The following is a 25,368-nucleotide window of genomic DNA, read 5'->3' as shown; positions in this document are numbered from 1 at the left end:
GCTCTGATTCAGTAAAAGCGAATGGAGGGAGATTACACGAGATAAAGAACGCGAGCGACAGTAAATTAGGTGCGAAAAAAAACCTGCGCATCCGCGCAGGTTGGTGCAAGAGACAGGGTACGAAGAGCGTACCGAATAATCTCACCAATCAATACCTCTGGGATCTTGATTGTGGTCTGCACGACGACTCTTCGCCAGCGAGAAAACGCAAAGGAATGAAGGGAAATGCAACGAGGTGTGTAAATTGTCGGTTACTGTTACAGATTGATGACCGGCAAAAAAAAACCTGCGCATCTGCGCAGGCTGGTGTAATTCATGTGCTCAACCCGAAGTTGACTTCACCTATCAATACCTCTGGGATCACCACTTTAGCAACCTGAAGCCAAACGCCACCAGCAGTCAATCGCAACAGCATTTCGCAAAGTGTAACCAAAGGTTTGCAATCTCTTTTTTTGTCTTACTTATTTGCGTTTGGCTCACATTCCCACGATGAAAACACGCCGCCCCTTGAACCAACGGGCGTTTTCCGTAACACTGAAACAATGTAAGCGTTTACCCACTAAGGTATTTTCATGGCGACCATAAAGGATGTAGCCCGACTGGCAGGCGTTTCAGTCGCCACCGTTTCCCGCGTCATTAATAATTCACCCAAAGCCAGCGAAGCGTCCCGGCTGGCTGTGCATAGTGCAATGGAGTCTCTTAGCTATCACCCGAACGCCAACGCCCGTGCGCTGGCGCAGCAGACCACTGAAACGGTCGGTCTGGTCGTTGGTGATGTTTCCGATCCGTTTTTCGGTGCAATGGTGAAAGCGGTCGAACAGGTGGCTTATCACACCGGTAATTTTTTATTGATTGGCAATGGTTACCACAACGAACAAAAAGAGCGTCAGGCCATTGAGCAACTGATCCGCCATCGCTGTGCTGCGTTGGTCGTCCATGCCAAAATGATCCCGGATGCCGATTTAGCCTCATTAATGAAACAAATGCCCGGTATGGTGCTGATCAACCGTATCCTGCCTGGCTTCGAAAACCGTTGTATTGCTCTGGACGATCGTTACGGTGCCTGGCTGGCTACGCGTCATTTAATTCAACAAGGTCATACCCGCATTGGTTATCTGTGCTCTAACCACTCTATTTCTGACGCCGAAGATCGTCTGCAAGGGTATTACGATGCCCTTGCTGAAAGTGGTATTGCGGCCAATGACCGGCTGGTGACATTTGGTGAACCAGACGAAAGCGGCGGCGAACAGGCAATGACCGAGCTTTTGGGACGAGGAAGAAATTTCACTGCGGTAGCCTGTTATAACGATTCAATGGCGGCGGGTGCGATGGGCGTTCTCAATGATAATGGTATTGATGTACCGGGTGAGATTTCGTTAATTGGCTTTGATGATGTGCTGGTGTCACGCTATGTGCGTCCGCGCCTGACCACCGTGCGTTACCCAATCGTGACAATGGCGACCCAGGCTGCCGAACTGGCTTTGGCGCTGGCGGATAATCGCCCTCTCCCGGAAATCACTAATGTCTTTAGTCCGACGCTGGTACGTCGTCATTCAGTGTCAACTCCGTCGCTGGAGGCAAGTCATCATGCAACCAGCGACTAACCGCAGTTAAAGCAATTCCAGCGCCAGTAATTCTTCGATGGTCTGGCGACGGCGAATCAACCGCGCCTGACCATTATCAAACAGAACTTCTGGTAACAGCGGACGGCTGTTGTAGTTGGATGACATTGATGCGCCATATGCCCCTGTATCATGCAGTACCAGATAATCACCCGCCTTCACTTCCGGCAAGGCGCGGGTTTCAACATTTCCCCCTTCCTGCTGGGTAAAGACATCGCCCGATTCACATAATGGCCCGGCGACGACGGTTTCCACCGTTGGCGCGTGTTCCAGAGAACGACCATCAGCTGCCAGGGCACTGATATGGTGGTAACTACCGTACATTGCCGGGCGCATCAGATCGTTGAACCCGGCATCAACCAGCACAAAGTGGCGGCTACCCATTTGTTTGACGCTCCGCACCTGAGTAATTAACACGCCAGACTGCGCTACCAGAAAGCGACCCGGTTCAATTTCCAGTTTCACAGGGTGGCCCAAATGGCGAGCGATTTGCTCACGCGCGGCATTCCACAGACCATAATAATGTTCGGTATCAACCGCCTCTTCACCCTGTTGATAAGGAATAGAAAGCCCACCGCCCGCAGAAATAGCCTGTAAATCCTGACCGAATTCGATGACCTGACGTACCATAGCACCACACACCTGTTCCAGATGGGCATAATCAACGCCAGAACCAATGTGCATGTGAATGCCGACCAGCTGCAGATGATGACGTTGTATCACGTCCAGTGCGGCGGGCAGATCGGTGTACCAGATACCGTGCTTGCTGTTTTCGCCACCGGTATTGGTTTTTTGGCTATGTCCGTGACCAAACCCCGGGTTAACGCGCAGCCATACCCGATGCCCTGGCGAAACCTGGCCCAGTTGGTCGAGCATATCAACAGAACCCGCATTCACCGGAATTTGCAATTCACTGACGCGTTCAAGCGTCGCCTGATCGATAACATCTGCCGTAAAAACAATATCATCGGGGTGCGTTTGCGGATTGTAACCCGCCGCCAACGCACGCTCTATTTCGCCTAACGAGACGGAATCCACTTTCACGCCCTGCTCACGCATTAATCGCAAAATATGAATATTGGAACAGGCTTTCTGTGCAAAGCGCACCACATCAAACTGTTTCAGCGCTGCAATCTGCCGACGAATAATTTGCGCATCGTAGACCCACACCGGGCAGCCAAATTCAGCGGGCAAACGCAGCAGATTTTCGGCGGTGAGATCGGTATCGGTGCTGAACAGTGAATGTGGCATAACAAACTCCAGATGAGTGCTTTTTTATGATTACGCCACATCATAAAAAGAATAAAAAATATCGATTTATGTCGAGTCTATGCAAAAATGATATAGATTACCGGATTGCGAGAGAGCGCTAATGGCCGCCGTTAACTTACGTCATATTGAAATTTTTCATGCGGTAATGACCGCCGGAAGCCTGACTGAGGCAGCACACCTGCTACACACCTCACAGCCAACCGTCAGCCGCGAACTGGCGCGCTTTGAGAAGGTGATCGGGCTAAAATTGTTTGAGCGCGTACGTGGACGATTACATCCTACCGTGCAAGGACTGCGTCTGTTTGAAGAAGTGCAACGATCCTGGTACGGACTGGATCGCATTGTCAGCGCCGCAGAAAGTCTGCGCGAGTTTCGCCAGGGAGAACTGTCTATTGCCTGCCTGCCGGTCTTTTCGCAATCTTTTTTACCGCAGCTCCTGCAACCCTTTCTGGCACGTTATCCCGATGTCAGCTTAAATATCGTGCCCCAGGAATCACCGCTACTTGAAGAGTGGCTCTCGGCCCAGCGTCATGATTTAGGACTCACTGAGACACTCCATACGCCTGCGGGAACAGAACGTACCGAATTACTCTCTTTAGATGAAGTGTGTGTGTTACCTCCGGGTCATCCGCTGGCGGTAAAAAAGGTATTAACGCCGGATGATTTTCAGGGTGAGAACTACATCAGCCTTTCCCGTACTGACAGCTATCGCCAGTTGCTGGATCAGCTATTTACTGAACATCAGGTTAAACGACGCATGATCGTAGAAACCCACAGCGCCGCGTCAGTCTGCGCAATGGTACGGGCGGGGGTAGGTGTTTCGGTGGTTAACCCACTCACCGCACTGGATTATGCGGCAAGCGGTTTAGTGGTACGGCGGTTCAGTATTGCGGTTCCGTTCACCGTCAGCCTGATCCGCCCCCTGCACCGCCCGTCATCAGCGCTGGTTCAGGCGTTTAGTGAGCATTTACAAGCGGGGTTACCGAAACTGGTCACTTCTCTTGACGCGATTTTGTCGTCAGCTACGACAGCATAAAAGCGACAGCATCCTCGGCATGGATCGCCGCAGTATCAAACACAGGCAAAACACTGCGCTCTTCTGGAACCAATAAACCAATTTCTGTGCAGCCAAAAATGACACCCTGCGCCCCCTGTTCTGCAAGGCGAGCAATCACTTGCGCATAATAAGCGCGTGACGCTTCGGTAAATTGCCCCAGACACAGTTCTTCAAAAATAATCTGATTAATCTTCGCCCGTTCATCCGCTTCCGGAATAAGACAATTGATGGAAAATTGTTCCGTCAGCCGCCCGCGATAAAAATCCTGTTCCATGGTGTAACGCGTACCCAGCAGCGCCACACGAGTCATTCCGGCCCCGGTAATTGCACGTCCGGTGGCATCCGCAATGTGTAAGAAAGGCAGAGTGCAACGTGACTCAATGGCATCCGCCACTTTATGCATCGTATTGGTACATAACACAATACCTTCTGCGCCCGCCCGCTGTAAGCCAAGCGCCGCCTCAGCCAGAATGTCCCCGGTTTTATCCCATTCCCCGCGACGCTGGCACTCTTCTATTTCATGAAAATCGACGCTATGTAGCAGCACTTGCGCAGAGTGAAGCCCACCAAGCCGCTGTTTAATGCCTTCATTTATCAGACGATAGTAAGGAATGGTGGATTCCCAGCTCATTCCTCCCAGCAAACCAATTGTTTTCATTCCTCTCTCTCCTGATGTGTGTTACCGCAACAAGGCTGAATAAGGAACGAGACAAACGCCTCAACGGCCAGGTGCCCAATCTCTATTAACGAAAAAAGGGCCGGATGTACAGCACATCCGGCCCGTGAAATCAGACGCCGATATTTCTCAACTTCTCGCCTGCCATCAGTTTGCGTTCGATATGTTCCAGCGTGACATTTTTGGTTTCCGGAATGAGCCAGAAAGTGATGCCCACAAACGCAATGTTCAGCGCAGTGTAGAGCCAGAACGTACCGGCAGCACCAATGCTGTCGAGCAGCGTCAGGAAGGTCGCGCCGATAATCATATTCGACACCCAGTTCGTGGTGGTCGAACAGGTAATACCGAAATCGCGGCATTTCAGCGGCTGAATTTCAGAGCACAGGATCCACACCACTGGCGCGGCGCTCATCGCATAACCGGCAATACACATCATCGTCATGCCAACAGAGAGCCAGGACAAGCCACTGGAAGCCGTACCGTTATCAAACTGCATCAGGCAATAGCCCAGCACCAGAGTGCCTAACGCCATCACGCTGAAACCAATTTTCAGAGCCGGTTTACGCCCTGCTTTATCTACCGTAAACACCGCAATAAAGGTGGCGAACATAAAGGTCAGCCCTACGACCAGAGTCGCAATCATCTGTTGTTCTGTGGTCGTAAAGCCCGCCATTTTGAAGATACGCGGCGCGTAGTACATGATGATGTTCATACCGGTAAACTGCTGCATCGCCTGCAACAACATACCGAGAAACACAGCACGACGGACGTTACGGTTGATCTTAAACAGTGCCCAACCGCCCTGTTTTAACTTCAGGCTTTCACGAATTTCGTTGAGTTCTTCTCGCGCTTTTTCCGACGTATCGCGCAGCATACGCAACACTTCTTCCGCCTCAATATGACGCCCCTTTTCCGCCAGCCAGCGCGGGCTATTTGGCAGGAAGACCACCAGAATAATCAGCAGGACTGCTGGTAAAGCAAGAACCCCCAACATTGCGCGCCAGTTACCGCTATAACTGAACGCTGTATCGGATAAAAACGCCAGCACGATGCCGAGTGTGACCATCAACTGGTACATACTGATCATCTTACCGCGAACGTTTTCACTTGCCATTTCAGAAAGATACAGAGGAGCGGTGTAAGACGCGATCCCGACAGCAATGCCCAGCACCACCCGAGCGGCGATTAACATCTCTACGCTGGTCGCAAAAGCGGACCCTATAGAACCGAGTACAAACAGGATGGCCCCCGCCATCAGGCTGTATTTACGCCCCAGGCGGAACGACAGCCAACCATTAAACAGCGCACCAATTGCTGCGCCGAGCATCATGCTACTAACCACCCATTCCTGCAAACGACTGGTCAGCACAAAGTGATCGGTAATGAACGGCAACGCTCCGGCGATTACGCCGATATCAAGACCAAATAACAATCCTGCGACCGCAGCAGCTACCGAAACAAACATATTCATACGCCGCGTATCCCGCAAAGAACGTGGCGTTAAAGCAGATTCCGTATTGATAGTAACCATTTTTTCCTGCCAGCAGAGAGTAAGACATAGTGAAAAAATACGTGAACAACTCACACAGGTGTCAGGTCGGAAACAGCATAAATATGGATTAAATTGCTGCGACATGTCGTTATGTGATGGATATTCCAATTTTCAAATTAAGTTGAATTATTGAGATTATTATTAACCACCTAATTTTACAGCAGATAAAATTCATAAAGTTCATTAATTGATAATTGATATGGATTATTTCATAACCATGATATGAATTATGATGACCTACAGGTATAAAAAACCCTGCCATGAGGCAGGGTCATAAAAGTAAGAGGAATGAATTAACGAGCCAGCCAACCGCCATCTACGGCAATGGTATAACCATTCACATAATCTGAAGCGCTGGAGGCAAGGAACACTATCGGCCCCATCAGGTCACTCGGCAGTCCCCAACGACCAGCTGGAATGCGGTCGAGAATTTCCGCGCTACGTTGTTCATCTGCCCGTAGTTGTTGAGTATTGTTGGTCGCCATGTAACCCGGAGCTATCGCATTAACATTAATGTTGTGTTTAGCCCATTCGTTCGCCATCAATCGCGTCACGCCCATCACGCCGCTTTTTGATGCGGTATAAGAAGGCACACGGATCCCGCCCTGGAAGGAGAGCATTGACGTGATATTGATAATCTTGCCGCCATTGCGTTGCGCGATAAAGTGTTTCGCCGCTGCCTGAGACATGAAGAATACGCTCTTGATATTCAGGTTCATGACATCGTCCCAGTCTTTTTCGCTGAACTCGAGAGCATCTTCGCGGCGAATCAATCCGGCGTTATTCACCAGGATATCAATATGACCAAACTCAGCTACCGCGCGATCCAGCAGTGCTGGAATGCCATCAATCTTTCGCAGATCGGCGGTCAGGCTTAAAAAACGACGCCCCAGCGCCGTGACCTGCTTGATGGTTTCAGTCGGTTCAACGATGTTAATGCCAACAATGTCACAGCCCGCTTGCGCCAGCCCCAACGCCATCCCCTGGCCCAGTCCAGTATCACAACCAGTGACGACCGCAACTTTACCTTCGAGAGAAAATGCACTTAAAATCATAACAATACCTTATTCGTTTATGCCGACAACTAGCGCAAATCTTTAACGGCCACTATGCCGACAACTAGCGCAAATCTTTAACGGCCACATGGTCCATATCATCAAAGACCTGGTTTTCACCAACCATGCCCCAGATAAAGGTATAAGCTTTGGTTCCGACGCCGGAATGGATCGACCAGCTGGGGGAGATCACCGCCTGCTCGTTATGCATCACAATGTGACGCGTTTCTTGCGGCTGCCCCATCATGTGGAAAACGCAGGCGTCATCATCCATATTGAAATAGAAATAAACTTCCATCCGGCGCTCGTGAGTGTGACACGGCATGGTGTTCCACAAGTTACCAGGAGCCAGCTCCGTCAGCCCCATACTCAATTGGCAGGTTTCCAGCACATCCGGGACAAAATATTTGTTAATTGTGCGACGGTTACTGGTGAGGTTATCGCCTAACGTGACTGGAGATACTTCGTCCGGTGTGACTTTTTTGGTGGGATACGTCGTATGCGCGGGTGCGCAATTGTAATAAAACTTTGCCGGAGTGGCGGTATCAATACTGGCAAAGACAACTTCTTTTGCACCTTTACCAACATACAGGGCGTCGCGGTGACCGATTTCATAGCATTGGCCATCGACAGTAATCGTACCGGCACCGCCAATATTGATAACACCTAACTCGCGACGTTCAAGGAAATAGCTTACGCCGAGTTGTTTACCAACTTCCCCGCCAACGGAAACCGTTTTAGTTATCGGCATAATGCCGCCAACAATAATTCGGTCAATGTGGCTGTAAACCATGGTGTACTCATCGGCGACAAATACCTTTTCAACCAAAAATTCATTGCGCAGCCCTTGGGTATCCAGCGTTTTTGCGTGCGCACTGTGGATGCCCTGTCTTACGTCCACATCAACCTCCGATAATCAGTGAAGCGTGAAAATAGAAAACGATAGTGAAACACTGTTTCGTTTTCTCTATAAAGGGATGATATGCCCATGGGCTAGGGTTTTCAATTAAAAATAAAACAATGTTTCATTTTTAAGTTAAGGATTAAAAAAAGTGCAGTGTCGATCACGAATATGTCATGAGAATGGAAAAATGAGGGAGCCCAGAAAATGTATGTCGACTTGCCAGCCATCATTATTCAACAGATTAATGACGGCAGATATTTATCGGTAAGGAGGAAATGCAGAGCTACTCGTCACGTTCAATGGTCAATGCCACGCCCTGGCCCCCGCCGATACAAAGCGTTGCCAGCCCTTTGCGGGCATTACGTTTCACCATTTCATGAACCAGAGAAACCAGGATTCGGCAACCGGAAGCGCCTATCGGGTGACCGAGTGCGATCGCGCCACCATTGACATTGACCCGACGCTCATCCCACTCAAGCATCTTGCCAACCGAAAGCGCCTGTGCAGCAAACGCTTCATTAGCCTCGATAAGATCGACATCAGCCAACTGCCAGCCTACACGCTCCAGGCAACGGCGGGTCGCATACACCGGCGCAATTCCCATCAATGCCGGATCTACACCAACGCTGGCAAATGCGCGGATGCGGGCCAGCACGGGTAAATTCAACGCTCGTGCTTTGGCTTCGCTCATCATCATTACCGCAGCTGCGCCATCGTTTATGGATGATGCATTCCCCGCGGTCACAGAACCGAGACTATCAAATGAAGGATTTAAACGGGCTAAACCTTCTGCACTGGCGTCAGTGCGTGGCTGTTCATCGGTATCAACAACCAACGTCTGACCGTTACTTTGGATCATTACCGGGACGATCTCATCTTTAAATCGTCCGGCGTCAATCGCCGCTCGCGCTTTTTGTTGCGAGCTAAGTGCGTAAGCATCCTGCAACTGACGGCTGATGCCATATTCGCGAGCCAGATTTTCGGCGGTGACACCAATATGATAATCATTGAAGGCATCCCACAACCCATCATGCACCAGACTGTCAACCAACTGGCTATTGCCAAGCTGTGCACCGGTGCGGCTATCAGTCAGAACATGTGGTGCGCGGCTCATGTTTTCCTGGCCACCGGCGATGACAATATCAGCCTCGCCACACTGTATCGCCTGAGTAGCCAGATGCAGTGCTTTAAGTCCGGAACCGCAAACGTCATTAATCGTGATTGCAGAAACGCTATTAGGAAGACCACCTTTAATAGCCGATTGCCTTGCCGGATTCTGCCCTGCCCCTGCAGTCAACACCTGACCAAGAATTACTTCATCCACCGCATATGCAGGAACGCCGGTACGTTCTATTAACGCTTTCACGACCAGACTACCAAGTTCCACGGCGGAATGACCCGCTAACGCACCACGAAAGCAGCCGATAGGTGTCCGTAACGCCCCGACAATCACAACGTCTTTCATCACAACCTCGCACCAATTAACAGTGCAATAGTAAATGATTGTTAATTACAGTTATCTTAATTGTTTAAAAAAAGTGATTTTTATCACAAAGGAAATATGCCTGAGCAGTAGTCAGAGTCATAACTGGCACGTAAGGTTTGCAACCACTAACCCACCAATAGATGGGTAGATAAGGCGTTAATCTCCCATACTTAACCTGGTTTATGGTAAATTGCCCTCCATTTTGTTTAATTTGTAGATGATACGTTCAGATAATGTCTAATATTTGGTCTAAAGAAGAAACTCTGTGGAGTTTCGCGCTCTACGGCACAGCCGTTGGTGCAGGCACGCTCTTCCTTCCTATTCAGTTAGGTTCGGCAGGGGCTGTGGTCCTGTTTATTACTGCTCTGGTCGCCTGGCCTTTAACATATTGGCCACATAAAGCCTTATGCCAGTTCATCCTCTCATCAAAAACATCAGCATGTGAAGGGATAACGGGCGCGGTAACACACTACTATGGCAAGAAGATTGGTAATCTGATTACCACGCTGTACTTCATCGCCTTTTTTGTCGTCGTGTTGATATATGCAGTGGCAATTACCAACTCACTTACGGAACAGCTGGCAAAGCATATGGTTATTGATCTTCGCATCCGTATGTTGGTGAGTCTGGGTGTTGTATTAATTCTGAATCTCATTTTTCTGATGGGACGTCATGCCACTATTCGGGTAATGGGATTTTTGGTATTCCCATTGATTGCCTATTTCTTATTTCTTTCCATTTACCTTGTCGGTAGTTGGCAACCTGATCTATTAACGACCCAGGTAGAGTTCAATCAGAATACCCTTCACCAGATATGGATATCGATTCCCGTGATGGTTTTCGCCTTTAGCCATACGCCCATTATTTCTACGTTTGCCATAGACAGACGTGAAAAATATGGCGAACACGCTATGGATAAATGCAAAAAAATTATGAAAGTCGCTTATCTCATCATCTGCATAAGTGTACTGTTCTTTGTCTTTAGCTGCCTGCTTTCTATTCCACCTTCGTATATTGAAGCGGCTAAAGAAGAAGGGGTCACCATTTTATCGGCGCTTTCTATGCTGCCGAACGCCCCAGCATGGTTGTCAATTTCCGGGATTATTGTCGCAGTAGTTGCGATGTCGAAATCATTCCTGGGTACGTACTTTGGCGTTATTGAAGGTGCCACGGAGGTCGTCAAAACAACACTACAGCAGGTTGGTGTAAAGAAAAGTCGTGCATTTAACCGCGCACTATCAATTATGTTGGTATCGCTGATTACCTTCATTGTTTGTTGCATTAACCCGAACGCGATTTCGATGATTTATGCGATCAGCGGCCCGCTCATTGCCATGATACTTTTCATCATGCCTACGTTGTCAACGTATCTGATCCCGGCGCTTAAACCCTGGCGCTCCATCGGAAATCTGATTACGCTGATCGTGGGTATCCTGTGCGTATCGGTAATGTTCTTTAGCTAATATCCGTTGTGGATGGTTCAAAATTGCTACAATTTTGAACCATTCCATTTTTCATAATATTCATTTGTTATTATTCCGCCCTATCACTTCTCTCGTCATATCCTAGAATTATCAGTTAGTTAAACACACAAAGAGATCTGAACATCTTAAATAAGACTATTTAAGATGCATAACTTAGATTCGCAAGATATCTTCTGGTCATTCAAAAACAATTTGCGATATAGATATTCTCATACCATGAGATAGTTATCTGGACCACGTTCGACCATGCAAGATTAAATCAGTGAAACATAATCATATTTAATAACGAGAAATGCATTTTTAAATGTCTTAATCAGAATTATAGCAAATACAGATTAATCGCAATTTTTCCCAGCAAAATTACAAAATCAAGATGTATTGACATCATCAATCACCAATGAAATTATGCAATTATATACGGATAGGGAGGTTCTTAACATGGGGCTTTGTAGTCGTTATAAAAGTCTTACATGCAATAGTTGCTCAATGCATTGCCAAATAATGCCAGAAGAGTCACCGCGTTTGCAGTATTGCGCAAACTCGTGTTTTTGTATGTGGCCCGAAGAAAGTTCATATTTTAATCGTGGTGTGGTGGAAGGTATCTTAACAAAAAACCACAATGCGAGATTAAGCGGATATATTTTTGTGGATTTTTCAGTAAGTTTTTTACGTCTATTCCTTGAAAAAGACTGGATTGACTATCTTGCAAGTACTGACATGGGGATAGTTTTAGTCAGCGACCGCAATATGCAATCGTTAGCTAACTACTGGCGAAAACACAACACCGCAATATCTGCTGTCATATATAATGATGATGGTCTTGATGTTGCCAATGAAAAGATCAGACAACTATTTATTGGTCGTTATTTATCATTTACCAGAGGTAACACATTAACTCAGATGGAATTCACCATAATGGGGTATATGGTTTCTGGTTATAATCCATATCAGATTGCTGAAGTGCTGGATATGGATATCCGTAGCATCTACGCGTACAAGCAACGAATCGAAAAGAGAATGGGTGGTAAAATAAACGAATTATTTATTCGTTCACATTCGGTCCAACATTGATACTCAACGACCAGCCAGAATCATACTCTGTTCATACGGGCATCTATTGAAATGCCCGTATTTTATAAATAAGCAGTAACCCCAAGAGTAAACAACATAGTATTTAAAACCATCACACGAAAAATTCAGAAGCATTACGAAATATGAATTTACAAACAATAGTGGCATAAATGTTAACCATGTTAATTTACGTAAAGTTTTACGTTGCAACATTAAAGCCTCATTTCAATCATCATGATAAATATAAAATTAATATATATTTATGCCGTAAATACCAATATACTTAGCAAACTATGTGATCTCCATTTCGATTGATTTAGTGTTTATTGACGTATGTACTGGATTATTAACGATAATATCGAGTTCTGGCCTGAGCACCGAAAATTAATATCGGTACATAACGCCGATCTTAACGTCGTTCTGACAACGCCAGCCAGTCGATGTTTATCACTTCTACTTGAAGCTTTTCCTGATGTGGTTACACAACAAGATTTTTTCACCAGAGTCTGGGAAGAAGAAGGTATGCGTGTGCCTACTAACACGTTATATCAGAACATATCCATTATCAGACGCGGATTTCGCGCTGTTGGTGATACTACCCACTCGCTAATTGCAACCGTGCCGAGAGAGGATTCAAGATCGGTAATGACTCCAACTTATTGATAGTGTTTTATGTTCAGATAATGCCCGATGACTTTGTCATGCAGCTCCACCGATTTTGAGAACGACAGCGACTTCCGTCCCAGCCGTGCCAGGTGCTGCCTCAGATTCAGGTTATGCCGCTCAATTCGCTGCGTATATCGCTTGCTGATTACGTGCAGCTTTCCCTTCAGGCGGGATTCATACAGCGGCCAGCCATCCGTCATCCATATCACCACGTCAAAGGGTGACAGCAGGCTCATAAGACGCCCCAGCGTCGCCATAGTGCGTTCACCGAATACGTGCGCAACAACCGTCTTCCGGAGACTGTCATACGCGTAAAACAGCCAGCGCTGGCGCGATTTAGCCCCGACATAGCCCCACTGTTCGTCCATTTCCGCGCAGACGATGACGTCACTGCCCGGCTGTATGCGCGAGGTTACCGACTGCGGCCTGAGTTTTTTAAGTGACGTAAAATCGTGTTGAGGCCAACGCCCATAATGCGTGCAGTTGCCCGGCATCCAACGCCATTCATGGCCATATCAATGATTTTCTGGTGCGTACCGGGTTGAGAAGCGGTGTAAGTGAACTGCAGTTGCCATGTTTTACGGCAGTGAGAGCAGAGATAGCGCTGATGTCCGGCAGTGCTTTTGCCGTTACGCACCACCCCGTCAGTAGCTGAACAGGAGGGACAGCTGATAGAAACAGAAGCCACTGGAGCACCTCAAAAACACCATCATACACTAAATCAGTAAGTTGGCAGCATCACCTTCAAGATCCATAATGACATTAACATACAAAATCATGTAATAAACTCGTCAACAGACGCACATACACACAATGCCCCACCTGCCATAAAAGTTAATGCGGGATACAAAGAGAGCATTGGTGGCGCAAAGAATTTCAATAACAAAATCCTCAAACATATAAAAAGTCATCTAATTATGTTGAGCGCATTTGTCATAGGCGCATATTCTGCATATTGGCTATGGAATAATAATCAACCGAAGCCATTTTTCAAGGATTACAAGACTGTTGCGGAAATTAATGGCTGCCATTTTAATGTAACAGAAGATACAATTGATGGGTTGAAAGAGTTCGATAAATATAAAACACGGATACTGGATTCGGGGATTAACTGTAAAAAATATCCGTGGTTATACTTCCCTCTTGCAAAATCCTCACCGGGGATGATTGTTATGGCATGCAATAAAAACTATAACCAACATGAAGTGGCAGACTGTTTAACCCTGTCTTACCGTGAGGTTAATCGTGATTGATTATAAAAAAAACTTATTATTTATTTTAGTTTTTATCAGTGGGTTTATTCTCTTCACTGTCTATTCTTACACTGCAGAAAAAATGATATATAACGAAACATGCACTGCAAATTGGGTAATTTTTAATGACCAGGGACGAGCAAATCTTACCATCGACTTTATGTATAACAAAAAAAATAAAACAGGAACTGTTGCGTTGAGTGGAACCTGGCAACAAGGTAACAGAGAAAGTAAATCAATACGGCGAAATATTGAATACACATGGATTGAAAACTATGACACAGCCCATTTAACATCAAAGAAAGTTAATAAGTTTGAGATTATGGATCAAGTTGATGATGATAGACTTGCACAACTTATTCCTGATTTTTATGTCTTTCCAGAAAAAAGTGTAAGCTATAATATACTAAAGCAAGGTAAGCATGCTTTTATTTTGAGCATTGGTAACAGAGCAATAATGCATTGTGCAAGGTAAACTAAAATAGATAACAAAAAAGATGGAACCTCGTTAATCATAAAACAATAAAATTAAATATTCTCGCAGTATATGGCAGTCTAAAGCATCAAAGTTTTGATCAACATCTTTCATTTTAGACATCTCCTTGCAATGTAAAATATCATGTATCAACAACATCTGGTGCAAATCCATGAGTCGAACTCGACATTCATCTTAGCTCGATTATTATTCCTTCGTACAGTCGATGTAAACAATACAGAAAGAGGATTATTAAGAACCAGTTTACTCAGGAATCAATAGAGGAAAGGACTAACGTTTCTTTAAAAGAATTGATTTCATCATCTGTTAAACTAAACTCATCATTGACAGATCGTGAGATATAACTGTTTTTAACTTTACTCTTTACGTTGACTTTATTGACAGAATTAACATTCACATATCTTGAATTTAATGTCCATGATGTTGTTTGCGTGAGAACATTCTCAGCATTAAGGAATTTTTTTAACGGAATCCTTGGTTTCTTTTTCGAGTCCGAATTTACAATATCATGCATATAGACCATTTCATGAATCTGCGAAAACTCAATGTCCATTGTATACCTCACATTTTTACCGTGACTCGATGTTACTGTTCAATAATCACCTTCCATCAATACTAAAATTAATACCCCTAATGTGCCGATAACAAATATAGTCATTCTACGTAACGTCTCCATAAGGTGATAACCTTGATCAAATGAATTTCGAATATAATAAAGGAAATCTTTTGAGATGTTTATCACGAATAAAGCTATTTATGTTACCAATATCATTTCGAGTGCGCACACTATCTATCTGTTTTTTCGAGATATAAAAAACAACGTGTAAGTTATGTAAATTGCCGATGCTACTGAGTAACATTATGGTAAAAAAAGTAAAAATGAGCGATTTTTGATAGAATAAAGCATGAGAAAAGGTGATATTTGACATTATCAGAAGCTGCGAATTCGGATTTTGCTCTAATCAAATGAGAGAAATGTAAAATGAAGCCACGAAATATTAATAATAGCCTACCACTGCAACCATTAGTTCCTGATCAGGAGAACAAAAATAAGAAAAATGAAGAGAAATCCGTTAATCCAGTTAAAATCACAATGGGGTCTGGTTTAAATTATATTGAACAAGAATCTCTTGGAGGAAAATATCTAACACATGATTTGTCAATAAAGATAGCGGATATTTCTGAAGAGATAATTCAGCAAGCAATATTATCTGCTATGAGCATATATAAATTTTCGATAACAGATGATTTAATGAGTATGGCTGTAAATGAACTCATAAAACTGACCAAAATAGAGAATAATGTAGACCTGAATAAATTCACTACTATATGCACAGACGTTCTATCCCCCCTCGTCACCAGACATAATAAAGAAAAAAAACAAACGACATTCTACCCTTCTCAAAAATCCCCTTTTTAATTTTCATTGAAAAAATGGCAATTGATACTATGAATCCAGGTCATACACATTAAGGCATTTATGTAATGTCGTAATTAAGATAACTAATAAGGTGAATATTAGTAAAACAACTAATGATGTTATTAGTTTGTAGTGAACAGTACTTTTACCAATAATGAAAAATATACCATAAGCAATGCAAGCTTAAAACTAATAATTTAAAAAAGATAAATGTAAAAATATTAATGAGTCAATCAATAATAATTTAGCATCACGAGACACATCACAGAGGAATATTATGAGCACAGAAACAATTGAAATATTCAATAATAGTGATGAATGGGCAAATCAACTAAAACACGCATTATCGAAAGGAGAAAATCTGGCATTACTACATGGTTTAACTCCTGATATCCTTGATAGAATATATGCATATGCATTCGACTACCATGAAAAGGGTAATATAACGGACGCAGAAATTTATTATAAATTTTTGTGCATTTATGCGTTCGAAAATCATGAGTATCTAAAAGATTTTGCATCAGTATGTCAGCCAAAAAAGAAATATCAACAAGCATATGACCTTTACAAACTAAGTTACAATTACTCCCCGTATGATGACTATTCAGTTATTTATCGTATGGGTCAATGTCAGATTGGGGCTAAAAATATCGATAACGCAATGCAATGTTTCTATCACATTATTAACAATTGTGAGGATGATAGTGTTAAGAGTAAAGCGCAGGCATATATTGAACTCTTAAACGATAATTCAGAAGATAATGGCTAAGCATTACAATCATTTGGTTAAATTTGCTGGTTATAGTGCAGTTAACTACTATAACCAGCACCTCTTATGTTTTCTTAAATCAGCATCTTAAAACAGTTAAGAGCATACTATAAATCATTATTTTTCAATGCGTTAGAGAACAATCTACTTTATAAAAATTGAATAAGGCTATTTCAGATTACATCACTGAATTCCTAAGATAAATTAGTGAACACAACCATAGATATGTCGAATGTATTTTCCTGTAGCATTAATGACACATAAATATGAATAGCCATAATTTCTATTGCTTAAGCAGGATGCAAGAAACCAATTTTTTCATAGAGGTTAACTAATGGACTTAGAAAATAAATTCTCATATCATTTTCTTGAGGGATTAACGCTCACGGAAGATGGAATTCTTACTCAAGGAAATGAGCAAGTTTATATTCCACAGAAAGAGTTAGGTGTATTAATAGTATTACTTGAATCCGCTGGTCATGTTGTACTGAAAGATATGATCATCGAATCAGTATGGAAAAATATTATTGTTAGTGACGAGTCCCTGACAAGATGTATCTATTCTTTGCGCTGCATTTTTGAAAAAATTGGCTATGATCGTTGCATAGAAACAATCTACCGGAAAGGTTATCGTTTCAGCGGGCAGGTTTTCAAAACTAAAATTAATGAAGATAATACTTCAGACTATTCCATAGCTATATTCCCTTTCACTACTTCATTGAATACACTGGATCCATTAATACTTAATCAGGAATTAGTGCAAATCATTTCAAATAAAAAAATCGATGGTTAGACTGGCCCCCTGAATCTCCAGACAACCAGTATCACTTAAATAAGTGATAGTCTTAATACTAGTTTTTAGACTAGTCATTGGAGAGCAGATGATTGATGTCTTAGGACCGGAGAAACGCAGACGGCGTACCACACAGGAAAAGATCGCAATTGTTCAGCAGAGCTTTGAACCGGGGATGACGGTCTCCCTCGTTGCCCGGCAACATGGTGTAGCAGCCAGCCAGTTATTTCTCTGGCGTAAGCAATACCAGGAAGGAAGTCTTACTGCTGTCGCCGCCGGAGAACAGGTTGTTCCTGCCTCTGAACTTGCTGCCGCCATGAAGCAGATTAAAGAACTCCAGCGCCTGCTCGGCAAGAAAACGATGGAAAATGAACTCCTCAAAGAAGCCGTTGAATATGGACGGGCAAAAAAGTGGATAGCGCACGCGCCCTTATTGCCCGGGGATGGGGAGTAAGCTTAGTCAGCCGTTGTCTCCGGGTGTCGCGTGCGCAGTTGCACGTCATTCTCAGACGAACCGATGACTGGATGGATGGCCGCCACAGTCGTCACACTGATGATACGGATGTGCTTCTCCGTATACACCATGTTATCGGAGAGCTGCCCACGTATGGTTATCGTCGGGTATGGGCGCTGCTTCGCAGACAGGCAGAACTTGATGGTATGCCTGCGATCAATGCCAAACGTGTTTACCGGATCATGCGCCAGAATGCGCTGTTGCTTGAGCGAAAACCTGCTGTACCGCCATCGAAACGGGCACATACAGGCAGAGTGGCCGTGAAAGAAAGCAATCAGCGATGGTGCTCTGACGGGTTCGAGTTCTGCTGTGATAACGGAGAGAGACTGCGTGTCACGTTCGCGCTGGACTGCTGTGATCGTGAGGCACTGCACTGGGCGGTGACTACCGGCGGCTTCAACAGTGAAACAGTACAGGACGTCATGCTGGGAGCGGTGGAACGCCGCTTCGGCAACGATCTTCCGTCGTCTCCAGTGGAGTGGCTGACGGATAATGGTTCATGCTACCGGGCTAATGAAACACACCAGTTCGCCCGGATGTTGGGACTTGAACCGAAGAACACGGCGGTGCGGAGTCCGGAGAGTAACGGAATAGCAGAGAGCTTCGTGAAAACGATAAAGCGTGACTACATCAGTATCATGCCCAAACCAGACGGGTTAACGGCAGCAAAGAACCTTGCAGAGGCGTTCGAGCATTATAACGAATGGCATCCGCATAGTGCGCTGGGTTATCGCTCGCCACGGGAATATCTGCGGCAGCGGGCTTGTAATGGGTTAAGTGATAACAGATGTCTGGAAATATAGGGGCAAATCCATCTCTTTTCGCATGTGAATTTTGATCGGTATCGGTTTTAATATCATTGAACCAAAAATTTGCCGACTGATAATTATCCTTCTCGTATCTTTTTATACCATACGGACCTGCTAGTTTTTTAACTATTTTTAGAACCTGCTCTTTTCTTCTGGTGTTTATCTTTGCAAGATTTGCAGGATAAATAACATTAAGTAAAGCCGCATCGGCTTCTCTGTAATGTTTATCTTTTTCCAGATAACCTGGGGATTCTCCCCCTAAATCAAGCTGTAACGTTATTCTTTCATAACCTTTATCTATGAGGTGGTTCAACCTCGTTGTTGAAAGAGGTTCATCCAGTTCATTGGCTTTAGCTTCGCGTAGTAAATCAGAGACAAAAACAGAGTCTTTCTTCGAGAGTAAGTTCGACAAACGTTCCAGTCCAGAGGTCACCAGTGCAACGGAAGATGTGTTTAATCGGGCATCTTCTTCCCATGCTCCGGAATCTTCCATAACATAGAAATTGGCTTTATCCAGATAAGCAATCAGCAGCGCAACCGATTTTAATCGGTCACCTTTTTGCCAATCTTCAGCGTTAATTGTACCAGTGTCGATTGCTTGTATAAGGAGATCAAGATAAAGACCTAACGCATCATTTTGTTTATGGTTCCACAGCTGCGGCTTGCCTTCTTCCTGCACATCTGCCATCACGGGGGAGTTGCTGTCAAATCGGATATGCACAGCATTCATTTGCCCGGGAACTCCATCCAGTCGTTTGGGGTTGCTAATGACGTCCTGCATCCGCTTAATCTGGTCGAGCGTAGACATATAATCCCACAGGGTGAGCAGAACCTTTTTTGCGGCTACACTATTTCCCTGATCTGATACTAATGCCATATAGCCCCATAAACTATCCCTCAGCCAGACAGCATCATAGTGGGTTTCTGCCGCTGTTTTGTCATCTTCGAAAGTAGAAGCAAGAATAAATGTTCCCCAGGGTTTCTCCGTCAACGTTAACTTTCGTGTGTTTTCTGTTAATGTTAACAACCCTTGAATTTCGTCTTTGGTATAGTGGCTCTTTATTTCATTTTTTAATTTGGCTGAGTGAATCAGAAGACGATAATTAGGGTACTTATCTGGATTTAACGATAAATAACTTTTATCTGTTGCTGCCCCCGTGGAATTAAGAATGTTAAATACAGATTCACTCGTCACTTCTGCCCCTGTCGCCTGGCATGTGCCGCACGAAAATATACCAGCGAGCAGAAGAGTTAATGCAGATTTCCCTTTCATAAAATATTCCATCAATCGTTTGTTAAAAGCGTAAATAACCACTTATTTAACAACTTGAAAATAAGGTGTTTTACCTGGGTTGTTACAAAAGGATTGCATTGCGTAAACGCTTTTTATTTACAACAAAATGGGGAAATATTACGGCGATTGCGAAAAGTCTGAAGCGATTGAATTAAGATAATATAGAAAATCAGATACAGCAAAAGCGGCGAAGGGAATCGAACCCTCGTATAGAGCTTGGGAAGCTCTCGTTCTACCATTGAACTACGCCCGCTTCGAGATGCGTAAGGCATTATAAACCTTACGCTCTCCTTAGCAAGTGCCGCGCTGCTGACTGCTGATTAATTCGCCATCAGCATTTTGGCTTGCTGCCCTGCGGCGGCAAGTAACGTAGCGGATCAATTGCCGTTGCACGGTAACGAATCTGGAAATGCAGGCGAACAGATGCCGCATCCGTGCTCCCCATAGTGGCGATTTTTTGCCCAGCCTTCACGCTTTGCCCATTATTTACCAGCATCGTGTCATTATGGGCGTAAGCCGTAATGTAATCTTCACTGTGTTTAATCATGATGAGATTACCGTAGCCACGCAGCTGGTTGCCCACATACACCACCTTTCCTGCACCCGCGGCGTAAATAGGTGTACCCCGTGGAGCTGAGATATCAATCCCTTTATTGCCGCCATCTGCTGTCGAATACGGCATGATAACTTTCCCTGTCGTTGGCCATAACCAACAACGTTGCCCTACTGGCGGCCAGGATGATTTCGGTACCGCTGATGACGGTGTAACCGATGCGGTTTTGGTCGTTGATTTGGCGGTTGATTTACGTGTACTACTGCTACTTTTCGCCCCACCCAGTTTTAGTTTCTGACCAACTTCAATGGTGTAAGGGGGGGAAATGCCGTTCAGTCGCGCCAGTTCTTTTACGCTGGTTCCCGTGGTGCGCGAAATACGATATAGCGTATCCCCCCGTTTCACGGTGTAAACGGAGCCGGAATACGTTCCTGTATCGGATGATTTGCTACCCGAACAGCCCGCCAAAAGCAGTCCAACCGATAACAACATCACGATACCCAGAGATTTTTTATTCAGGCGTCCCGCACTCAAAATCTTTCCTCGCTTAAAAAACAAGACGCCTTATCATAGCAGCCAGCCTCTTGATACCCAATCTCTTGCTTCTGGAAAAACGTGGTAATAGAGAAAGAGGTTAATTTCATTTGGCAAAGGGAAGTATCATCAGCAAAATATTCGCTGTAGAGGTATCGAACTTCCTGACTTTTTACCCTATTTCCCATCCTGATGCGTAATAATCCCAATTTATCACATTGATTTTATCGCCACTCATATTGATACGTATCACTGCCCCTATTCAGAGTCCTGTTTCGTATCATATCTGTGTTTTTTTAACGTCATCACACTTCCTACCTCCCCTAACGCTTATCGTCGTTTCTGGCGTAAATCTTGCCTGCTTAGACTAAATCTTTGCCATAAGAACCAAATGTTCAAATCGAGGGGATTTCTATGGAAGCGCGGGAAGCAACCGCTACGGGTGAATCATGCATGCGCGTCGATGCCATTGCTAAGGTCACCGGGCGGGCACGATATACTGACGATTATGTTATGGCGGGCATGTGTTATGCGAAATATGTACGTAGCCCTATCGCACATGGTTATGCCGTAAGTATTAATGATGAACAAGCCAGAAGTTTGCCGGGCGTACTGGCGATTTTTACCTGGGAAGATGTGCCTGATATTCCATTCGCTACAGCTGGGCATGCCTGGACACTTGACGAAAACAAGCGCGATACCGCCGATCGCGCACTGCTAACTCGCCATGTTCGTCATCATGGTGACGCCGTTGCCATCGTCGTGGCCCGCGATGAACTCACGGCAGAAAAAGCGGCGCAATTGGTCAGCATTGAGTGGCAAGAATTACCCGTTATCACCACGCCAGAAGCGGCGCTGGCAGAAGACGCTGCACCAATCCATAACGGTGGCAATTTACTGAAACAAAGCACGATGTCGACGGGTAATGTCCAACAAACAATCGATGCCGCCGACTACCAGGTACAGGGGCACTATCAGACCCCCGTTATTCAACATTGTCACATGGAAAGCGTAACATCGCTGGCGTGGATGGAGGATGACTCGCGAATTACCATCGTTTCCAGCACCCAGATCCCGCACATTGTTCGCCGCGTGGTTGGTCAGGCGCTGGATATTCCCTGGTCATGCGTACGAGTCATCAAACCGTTTGTCGGTGGCGGTTTTGGTAATAAACAGGATGTACTGGAAGAGCCAATGGCAGCATTCCTGACCAGCAAGCTTGGCGGCATTCCGGTGAAAGTTTCCCTTAGCCGTGAAGAGTGTTTCCTCGCAACCCGTACCCGCCACGCTTTTACCATTGACGGGCAAATGGGCGTGAACCGCGACGGAACATTGAAAGGTTATAGTCTGGATGTTCTGTCTAACACCGGCGCTTATGCATCTCACGGGCACTCCATCGCTTCTGCGGGGAGGAATAAAGTCGCTTACCTTTATCCTCGTTGTGCCTACGCTTACAGTTCAAAGACCTGCTATACCAACCTCCCCTCGGCTGGTGCGATGCGTGGTTATGGCGCGCCACAAGTCGTATTTGCCGTTGAGTCTATGCTTGATGACGCCGCGACAGCGTTAGGTATTGATCCTGTTGAAATTCGTTTACGCAACGCCGCCCGCGAAGGAGATGCTAATCCGCTCACGGGCAAACGTATTTACAGCGCAGGGTTGCCGGAGTGTCTTGAAAAAGGCCGGAAAATCTTTGAATGGGAAAAACGCCGTGCAGAATGCCAGAACCAGCAAGGCAATTTGCGCCGCGGCGTTGGCGTCGCCTGTTTTAGCTATACCTCTAACACCTGGCCTGTCGGCGTAGAAATAGCAGGCGCGCGCCTTCTGATGAATCAGGATGGAACCATCAACGTGCAAAGCGGCGCGACGGAAATCGGTCAGGGTGCCGACACCGTCTTCTCGCAAATGGTGGCAGAAACCGTGGGGGTTCCGGTCAGCGACGTTCGCGTTATTTCAACTCAAGATACCGACGTTACGCCGTTCGCTCCCGGCGCATTTGCCTCACGCCAGAGCTATGTTGCCGCGCCTGCGCTGCGCAGTGCGGCACTATTATTAAAAGAGAAAATCATCGCTCACGCCGCAGTCATGCTACATCAGTCAGCGATGAATCTGACCCTGATAAAAGGCCATATCGTGCTGGTTGAACGACCGGAAGAGCCGTTAATGTCGTTAAAAGATTTGGCGATGGACGCTTTCTACCACCCTGAACGCGGCGGGCAGCTCTCTGCTGAAAGCTCCATCAAAACCACCACTAACCCATCGGCGTTTGGCTGTACCTTTGTTGATCTGACGGTCGATATTGCGCTGTGCAAAGTCACCATCAACCGCATCCTCAACGTTCATGATTCAGGGCATATTCTTAATCCACTGCTGGCAGAAGGTCAGGTACACGGCGGAATGGGAATGGGCATTGGCTGGGCGCTATTTGAAGAGATGATCATCGATGCTAAAAGCGGCGTGGTCCGTAACCCCAATCTGCTGGATTACAAAATGCCGACCATGCCGGATCTGCCACAACTGGAAAGCGCGTTCGTCGAAATCAATGAGCCGCAATCCGCATACGGACATAAGTCACTGGGTGAGCCACCAATAATTCCTGTTGCCGCTGCTATTCGTAACGCGGTGAAGATGGCTACCGGTGTTGCAATCAATACACTGCCGCTGACGCCAAAACGGTTATATGAAGAGTTCCATCTGGCAGGATTGATTTGAGGATAACATCATGTTTGATTTTGCTTCTTACCATCGCGCAGCAACCCTTGCCGATGCCATCAACCTGCTGGCTGACAACCCGCAGGCCAAACTGCTCGCCGATGGCACTGACGTACTGATTCAGCTCCACCATCACAATGACCGTTATCGCCATATTGTTGATATTCATAATCTGGCGGAGCTGCGGGGAATTACGCTGGCGGAAGATGGCTCGCTACGTATCGGCTCTGCAACGACATTTACCCAGCTAATAGAAGCTCCTATAACTCAACGTCATCTCCCGGCGTTATGTGCTGCGGCCACGTCCATTGCTGGACCGCAGATCCGTAACGTCGCTACCTACGGTGGAAATATTTGCAACGGTGCCACCAGCGCAGATTCTGCCACGCCAACGCTAATTTATGACGCGAAACTGGAGATCCACTCCCCGCGCGGTGTTCGTTTCGTCCCGATTAATGGCTTTCACACCGGGCCGGGCAAAGTGTCTCTTGAGCATGACGAAATCCTCGTCGCCTTTCATTTTCCGCCACAGCCGAAAGAACACGCGGGCAGCGCGCATTTTAAATATGCCATGCGCGACGCAATGGATATTTCAACGATTGGCTGCGCCGCACATTGCCGACTGGATAACGGCAATTTCAGCGAATTACGCCTGGCATTTGGTGTTGCCGCGCCAACGCCGATTCGCTGCCAACATGCCGAACAGACTGCACAAAATGCGCCATTAAACCTGCAAACGCTGGAAGCTATCAGCGAATCTGTCCTGCAAGATGTCGCCCCGCGTTCTTCATGGCGGGCCAGTAAAGAGTTTCGTCTGCATCTCATCCAGACGATGACCAAAAAAGTGATTAGCGAAGCCGTCGCCGCGGCGGGGGGAAAATTGCAATGAATCACAGCGAAACAATTACCATCGAATGCACCATTAACGGGATGCCTTTTCAGCTTCACGCCGCACCAGGCACGCCGCTCTCGGAATTACTCCGCGAACAAGGACTGCTAAGTGTCAAACAAGGGTGCTGCGTGGGTGAATGTGGTGCCTGTACGGTGTTGGTCGACGGCACAGCAATAGACAGTTGCTTATACCTTGCCGCCTGGGCTGAAGGAAAGGAGATCCGCACGCTGGAAGGTGAAGCGAAAGGCGGAAAACTTTCTCATGTTCAGCAGGCTTATGCGAAATCCGGCGCAGTGCAGTGCGGGTTTTGTACGCCTGGCCTGATTATGGCTACCACGGCAATGCTGGCGAAACCACGCGAGAAGCCATTAACCATTACGGAAATTCGTCGCGGACTGGCGGGAAATCTTTGTCGCTGCACGGGGTATCAGATGATTGTAAATACAGTTCTGGATTGCGAGAAAACGAAGTAAAAGGATATCCG

The 25,368-nt window shown here is 45.9% G+C and carries 19 protein-coding genes, 1 tRNA gene and 6 pseudogenes; 14 read left to right on the top strand and 12 right to left on the bottom strand.

Annotated features, from left to right (window positions below; genetic code table 11):
* Positions 1 to 572: 572 nt before the first annotated feature.
* Positions 573 to 1,604, top strand: a complete 1,032-nt coding sequence (gene galR / locus C1P89_RS24515; protein WP_000201063.1) for an HTH-type transcriptional regulator GalR — start codon at positions 573 to 575, stop codon at positions 1,602 to 1,604.
* A 6-nt stretch (positions 1,605 to 1,610) separates the two neighbouring features.
* Here the strand turns inward: galR and lysA are convergent, their stop codons facing one another.
* The gene (gene lysA / locus C1P89_RS24510; protein WP_001120706.1) at positions 1,611 to 2,873 is read right to left on the bottom strand and encodes a diaminopimelate decarboxylase; all 1,263 of its coding nucleotides are present in this window, start codon (positions 2,871 to 2,873) and stop codon (positions 1,611 to 1,613) included.
* Between the two features lie 121 nt (positions 2,874 to 2,994).
* Between lysA and lysR the strand changes: the two genes are divergently transcribed.
* Positions 2,995 to 3,930, top strand: coding sequence for a DNA-binding transcriptional regulator LysR (lysR, locus tag C1P89_RS24505; protein WP_000741827.1), 936 nt, complete (start codon positions 2,995 to 2,997; stop codon positions 3,928 to 3,930).
* On the opposite strand, the gene ygeA is transcribed toward lysR, so the two are convergent.
* From ygeA to C1P89_RS24480, 5 genes are all read right to left on the bottom strand, one after another.
* Entirely contained in the window at positions 3,917 to 4,609 is a 693-nt protein-coding gene (gene ygeA / locus C1P89_RS24500; protein WP_000848664.1) for an amino acid racemase, read from the bottom strand. The genes lysR and ygeA overlap by 14 nt on opposite strands.
* Before the next feature lie 130 nt (positions 4,610 to 4,739).
* Positions 4,740 to 6,158 carry an arabinose-proton symporter AraE gene (gene araE, locus C1P89_RS24495; RefSeq protein ID WP_000256438.1) on the bottom strand — a complete coding sequence of 473 codons (1,419 nt, stop codon included), beginning with the start codon at positions 6,156 to 6,158 and terminating at the stop codon, positions 4,740 to 4,742.
* A 314-nt stretch (positions 6,159 to 6,472) separates the two neighbouring features.
* The gene (gene kduD / locus C1P89_RS24490; protein WP_000603523.1) at positions 6,473 to 7,234 is read right to left on the bottom strand and encodes a 2-dehydro-3-deoxy-D-gluconate 5-dehydrogenase KduD; all 762 of its coding nucleotides are present in this window, start codon (positions 7,232 to 7,234) and stop codon (positions 6,473 to 6,475) included.
* 64 nt (positions 7,235 to 7,298) lie between these two features.
* Positions 7,299 to 8,135: a 5-dehydro-4-deoxy-D-glucuronate isomerase gene (gene kduI / locus C1P89_RS24485; protein WP_000383210.1), complete on the bottom strand. Its 837-nt coding sequence runs from the start codon at positions 8,133 to 8,135 to the stop codon at positions 7,299 to 7,301.
* Positions 8,136 to 8,421: 286 nt separating this feature from the next.
* Positions 8,422 to 9,603 carry an acetyl-CoA C-acetyltransferase gene (locus tag C1P89_RS24480; protein WP_000656022.1) on the bottom strand — a complete coding sequence of 394 codons (1,182 nt, stop codon included), beginning with the start codon at positions 9,601 to 9,603 and terminating at the stop codon, positions 8,422 to 8,424.
* A 254-nt stretch (positions 9,604 to 9,857) separates the two neighbouring features.
* Between C1P89_RS24480 and C1P89_RS24475 the strand changes: the two genes are divergently transcribed.
* The 3 genes and pseudogenes from C1P89_RS24475 to C1P89_RS24460 all read left to right on the top strand — a co-directional run.
* Positions 9,858 to 11,087, top strand: coding sequence for an amino acid permease (locus C1P89_RS24475; protein WP_000065938.1), 1,230 nt, complete (start codon positions 9,858 to 9,860; stop codon positions 11,085 to 11,087).
* Between the two features lie 459 nt (positions 11,088 to 11,546).
* Positions 11,547 to 12,179, top strand: coding sequence for a helix-turn-helix transcriptional regulator (locus C1P89_RS24470; RefSeq protein ID WP_001446126.1), 633 nt, complete (start codon positions 11,547 to 11,549; stop codon positions 12,177 to 12,179).
* Positions 12,180 to 12,512: 333 nt separating this feature from the next.
* Positions 12,513 to 12,838: pseudogene (locus C1P89_RS24460) on the top strand (winged helix-turn-helix domain-containing protein); the annotation flags it as partial.
* Here the strand turns inward: C1P89_RS24460 and C1P89_RS24455 are convergent.
* A protein-coding gene (locus C1P89_RS24455; protein WP_094096600.1) for an IS1-like element IS1A family transposase occupies positions 12,836 to 13,533 on the bottom strand; the annotation gives its coding sequence in 2 pieces (ribosomal slippage) (positions 12,836 to 13,284 and positions 13,284 to 13,533; 699 coding nt in all). The pseudogene C1P89_RS24460 and the gene C1P89_RS24455 sit on opposite strands and share 3 nt — an antisense overlap.
* A 55-nt stretch (positions 13,534 to 13,588) precedes the next feature.
* Here C1P89_RS24455 and C1P89_RS24450 point away from each other — a divergent pair.
* Positions 13,589 to 14,098, top strand: a pseudogene (locus tag C1P89_RS24450) (hypothetical protein); the annotation flags it as partial.
* Positions 14,091 to 14,573 carry a YqeJ family protein gene (locus C1P89_RS24445; RefSeq protein ID WP_000568339.1) on the top strand — a complete coding sequence of 161 codons (483 nt, stop codon included), beginning with the start codon at positions 14,091 to 14,093 and terminating at the stop codon, positions 14,571 to 14,573. The pseudogene C1P89_RS24450 and the gene C1P89_RS24445, both read left to right, overlap by 8 nt.
* 33 nt (positions 14,574 to 14,606) lie before the next feature.
* Here the strand turns inward: C1P89_RS24445 and C1P89_RS24440 are convergent, their stop codons facing one another.
* Together C1P89_RS24440 and yqeK are read right to left on the bottom strand one after the other, a co-directional pair.
* Complete coding sequence (locus C1P89_RS24440) at positions 14,607 to 14,687, bottom strand: hypothetical protein (protein WP_000655821.1); 81 nt, start codon at positions 14,685 to 14,687, stop codon at positions 14,607 to 14,609.
* A 35-nt stretch (positions 14,688 to 14,722) separates the two neighbouring features.
* Positions 14,723 to 15,147, bottom strand: a pseudogene (gene yqeK, locus C1P89_RS24435) (protein YqeK).
* Positions 15,148 to 15,576: 429 nt separating this feature from the next.
* Between yqeK and C1P89_RS24425 the strand changes: the two are divergent.
* From C1P89_RS24425 to C1P89_RS24410, 4 genes and pseudogenes are all read left to right on the top strand, one after another.
* Positions 15,577 to 16,067 (top strand): annotated as a pseudogene (locus C1P89_RS24425) (hypothetical protein).
* A 224-nt stretch (positions 16,068 to 16,291) separates the two neighbouring features.
* Positions 16,292 to 16,783, top strand: a complete 492-nt coding sequence (locus C1P89_RS24420) for a tetratricopeptide repeat protein (protein WP_000102786.1) — start codon at positions 16,292 to 16,294, stop codon at positions 16,781 to 16,783.
* 334 nt (positions 16,784 to 17,117) lie between these two features.
* Positions 17,118 to 17,573: pseudogene (gene ygeH / locus C1P89_RS24415) on the top strand (HilA family transcriptional regulator YgeH); the annotation flags it as partial.
* Positions 17,574 to 17,664: 91 nt separating this feature from the next.
* A protein-coding gene (locus tag C1P89_RS24410) for an IS3-like element IS2 family transposase (protein ID WP_094096715.1) occupies positions 17,665 to 18,893 on the top strand; the annotation gives its coding sequence in 2 pieces (ribosomal slippage) (positions 17,665 to 17,980 and positions 17,980 to 18,893; 1,230 coding nt in all).
* 3 nt (positions 18,894 to 18,896) lie between these two features.
* Here the strand turns inward: C1P89_RS24410 and C1P89_RS24405 are convergent.
* From C1P89_RS24405 to actS, 3 genes and pseudogenes are all read right to left on the bottom strand, one after another.
* Positions 18,897 to 20,172 (bottom strand): annotated as a pseudogene (locus tag C1P89_RS24405) (glycoside hydrolase family 15 protein); the annotation flags it as partial.
* Positions 20,173 to 20,376: 204 nt separating this feature from the next.
* A tRNA-Gly gene (locus C1P89_RS24400) sits at positions 20,377 to 20,446 on the bottom strand.
* 78 nt (positions 20,447 to 20,524) lie between these two features.
* Positions 20,525 to 21,280 carry an amidase activator ActS gene (actS, locus tag C1P89_RS24395; protein ID WP_001272558.1) on the bottom strand — a complete coding sequence of 252 codons (756 nt, stop codon included), beginning with the start codon at positions 21,278 to 21,280 and terminating at the stop codon, positions 20,525 to 20,527.
* 414 nt (positions 21,281 to 21,694) lie between these two features.
* Between actS and xdhA the strand changes: the two genes are divergently transcribed.
* Genes xdhA through xdhC form a run of 3 tightly spaced genes read left to right on the top strand, consistent with a single transcriptional unit; the run spans position 21,695 to position 25,357 of the window.
* On the top strand, positions 21,695 to 23,992 hold the full coding sequence (gene xdhA / locus C1P89_RS24390) for a xanthine dehydrogenase molybdenum-binding subunit XdhA (RefSeq protein WP_000388157.1): 2,298 nt from the start codon (positions 21,695 to 21,697) through the stop codon (positions 23,990 to 23,992).
* Between the two features lie 10 nt (positions 23,993 to 24,002).
* Entirely contained in the window at positions 24,003 to 24,881 is an 879-nt protein-coding gene (xdhB, locus tag C1P89_RS24385; RefSeq protein ID WP_000459161.1) for a xanthine dehydrogenase FAD-binding subunit XdhB, read from the top strand.
* Positions 24,878 to 25,357, top strand: coding sequence for a xanthine dehydrogenase iron sulfur-binding subunit XdhC (gene xdhC, locus C1P89_RS24380; RefSeq protein ID WP_001016605.1), 480 nt, complete (start codon positions 24,878 to 24,880; stop codon positions 25,355 to 25,357). Before xdhB ends, xdhC begins: the two co-directional genes overlap by 4 nt.
* Positions 25,358 to 25,368 lie beyond the last annotated feature (11 nt).

The organism is Shigella sonnei (assembly GCF_002950395.1).
In the GTDB taxonomy this organism is placed as follows: Bacteria; Pseudomonadota; Gammaproteobacteria; order Enterobacterales; family Enterobacteriaceae; genus ECMA0423.
The sequence above is the reverse complement of the archived record's forward strand: the minus strand, read 5'-3'. Positions and strand labels throughout refer to the sequence as shown.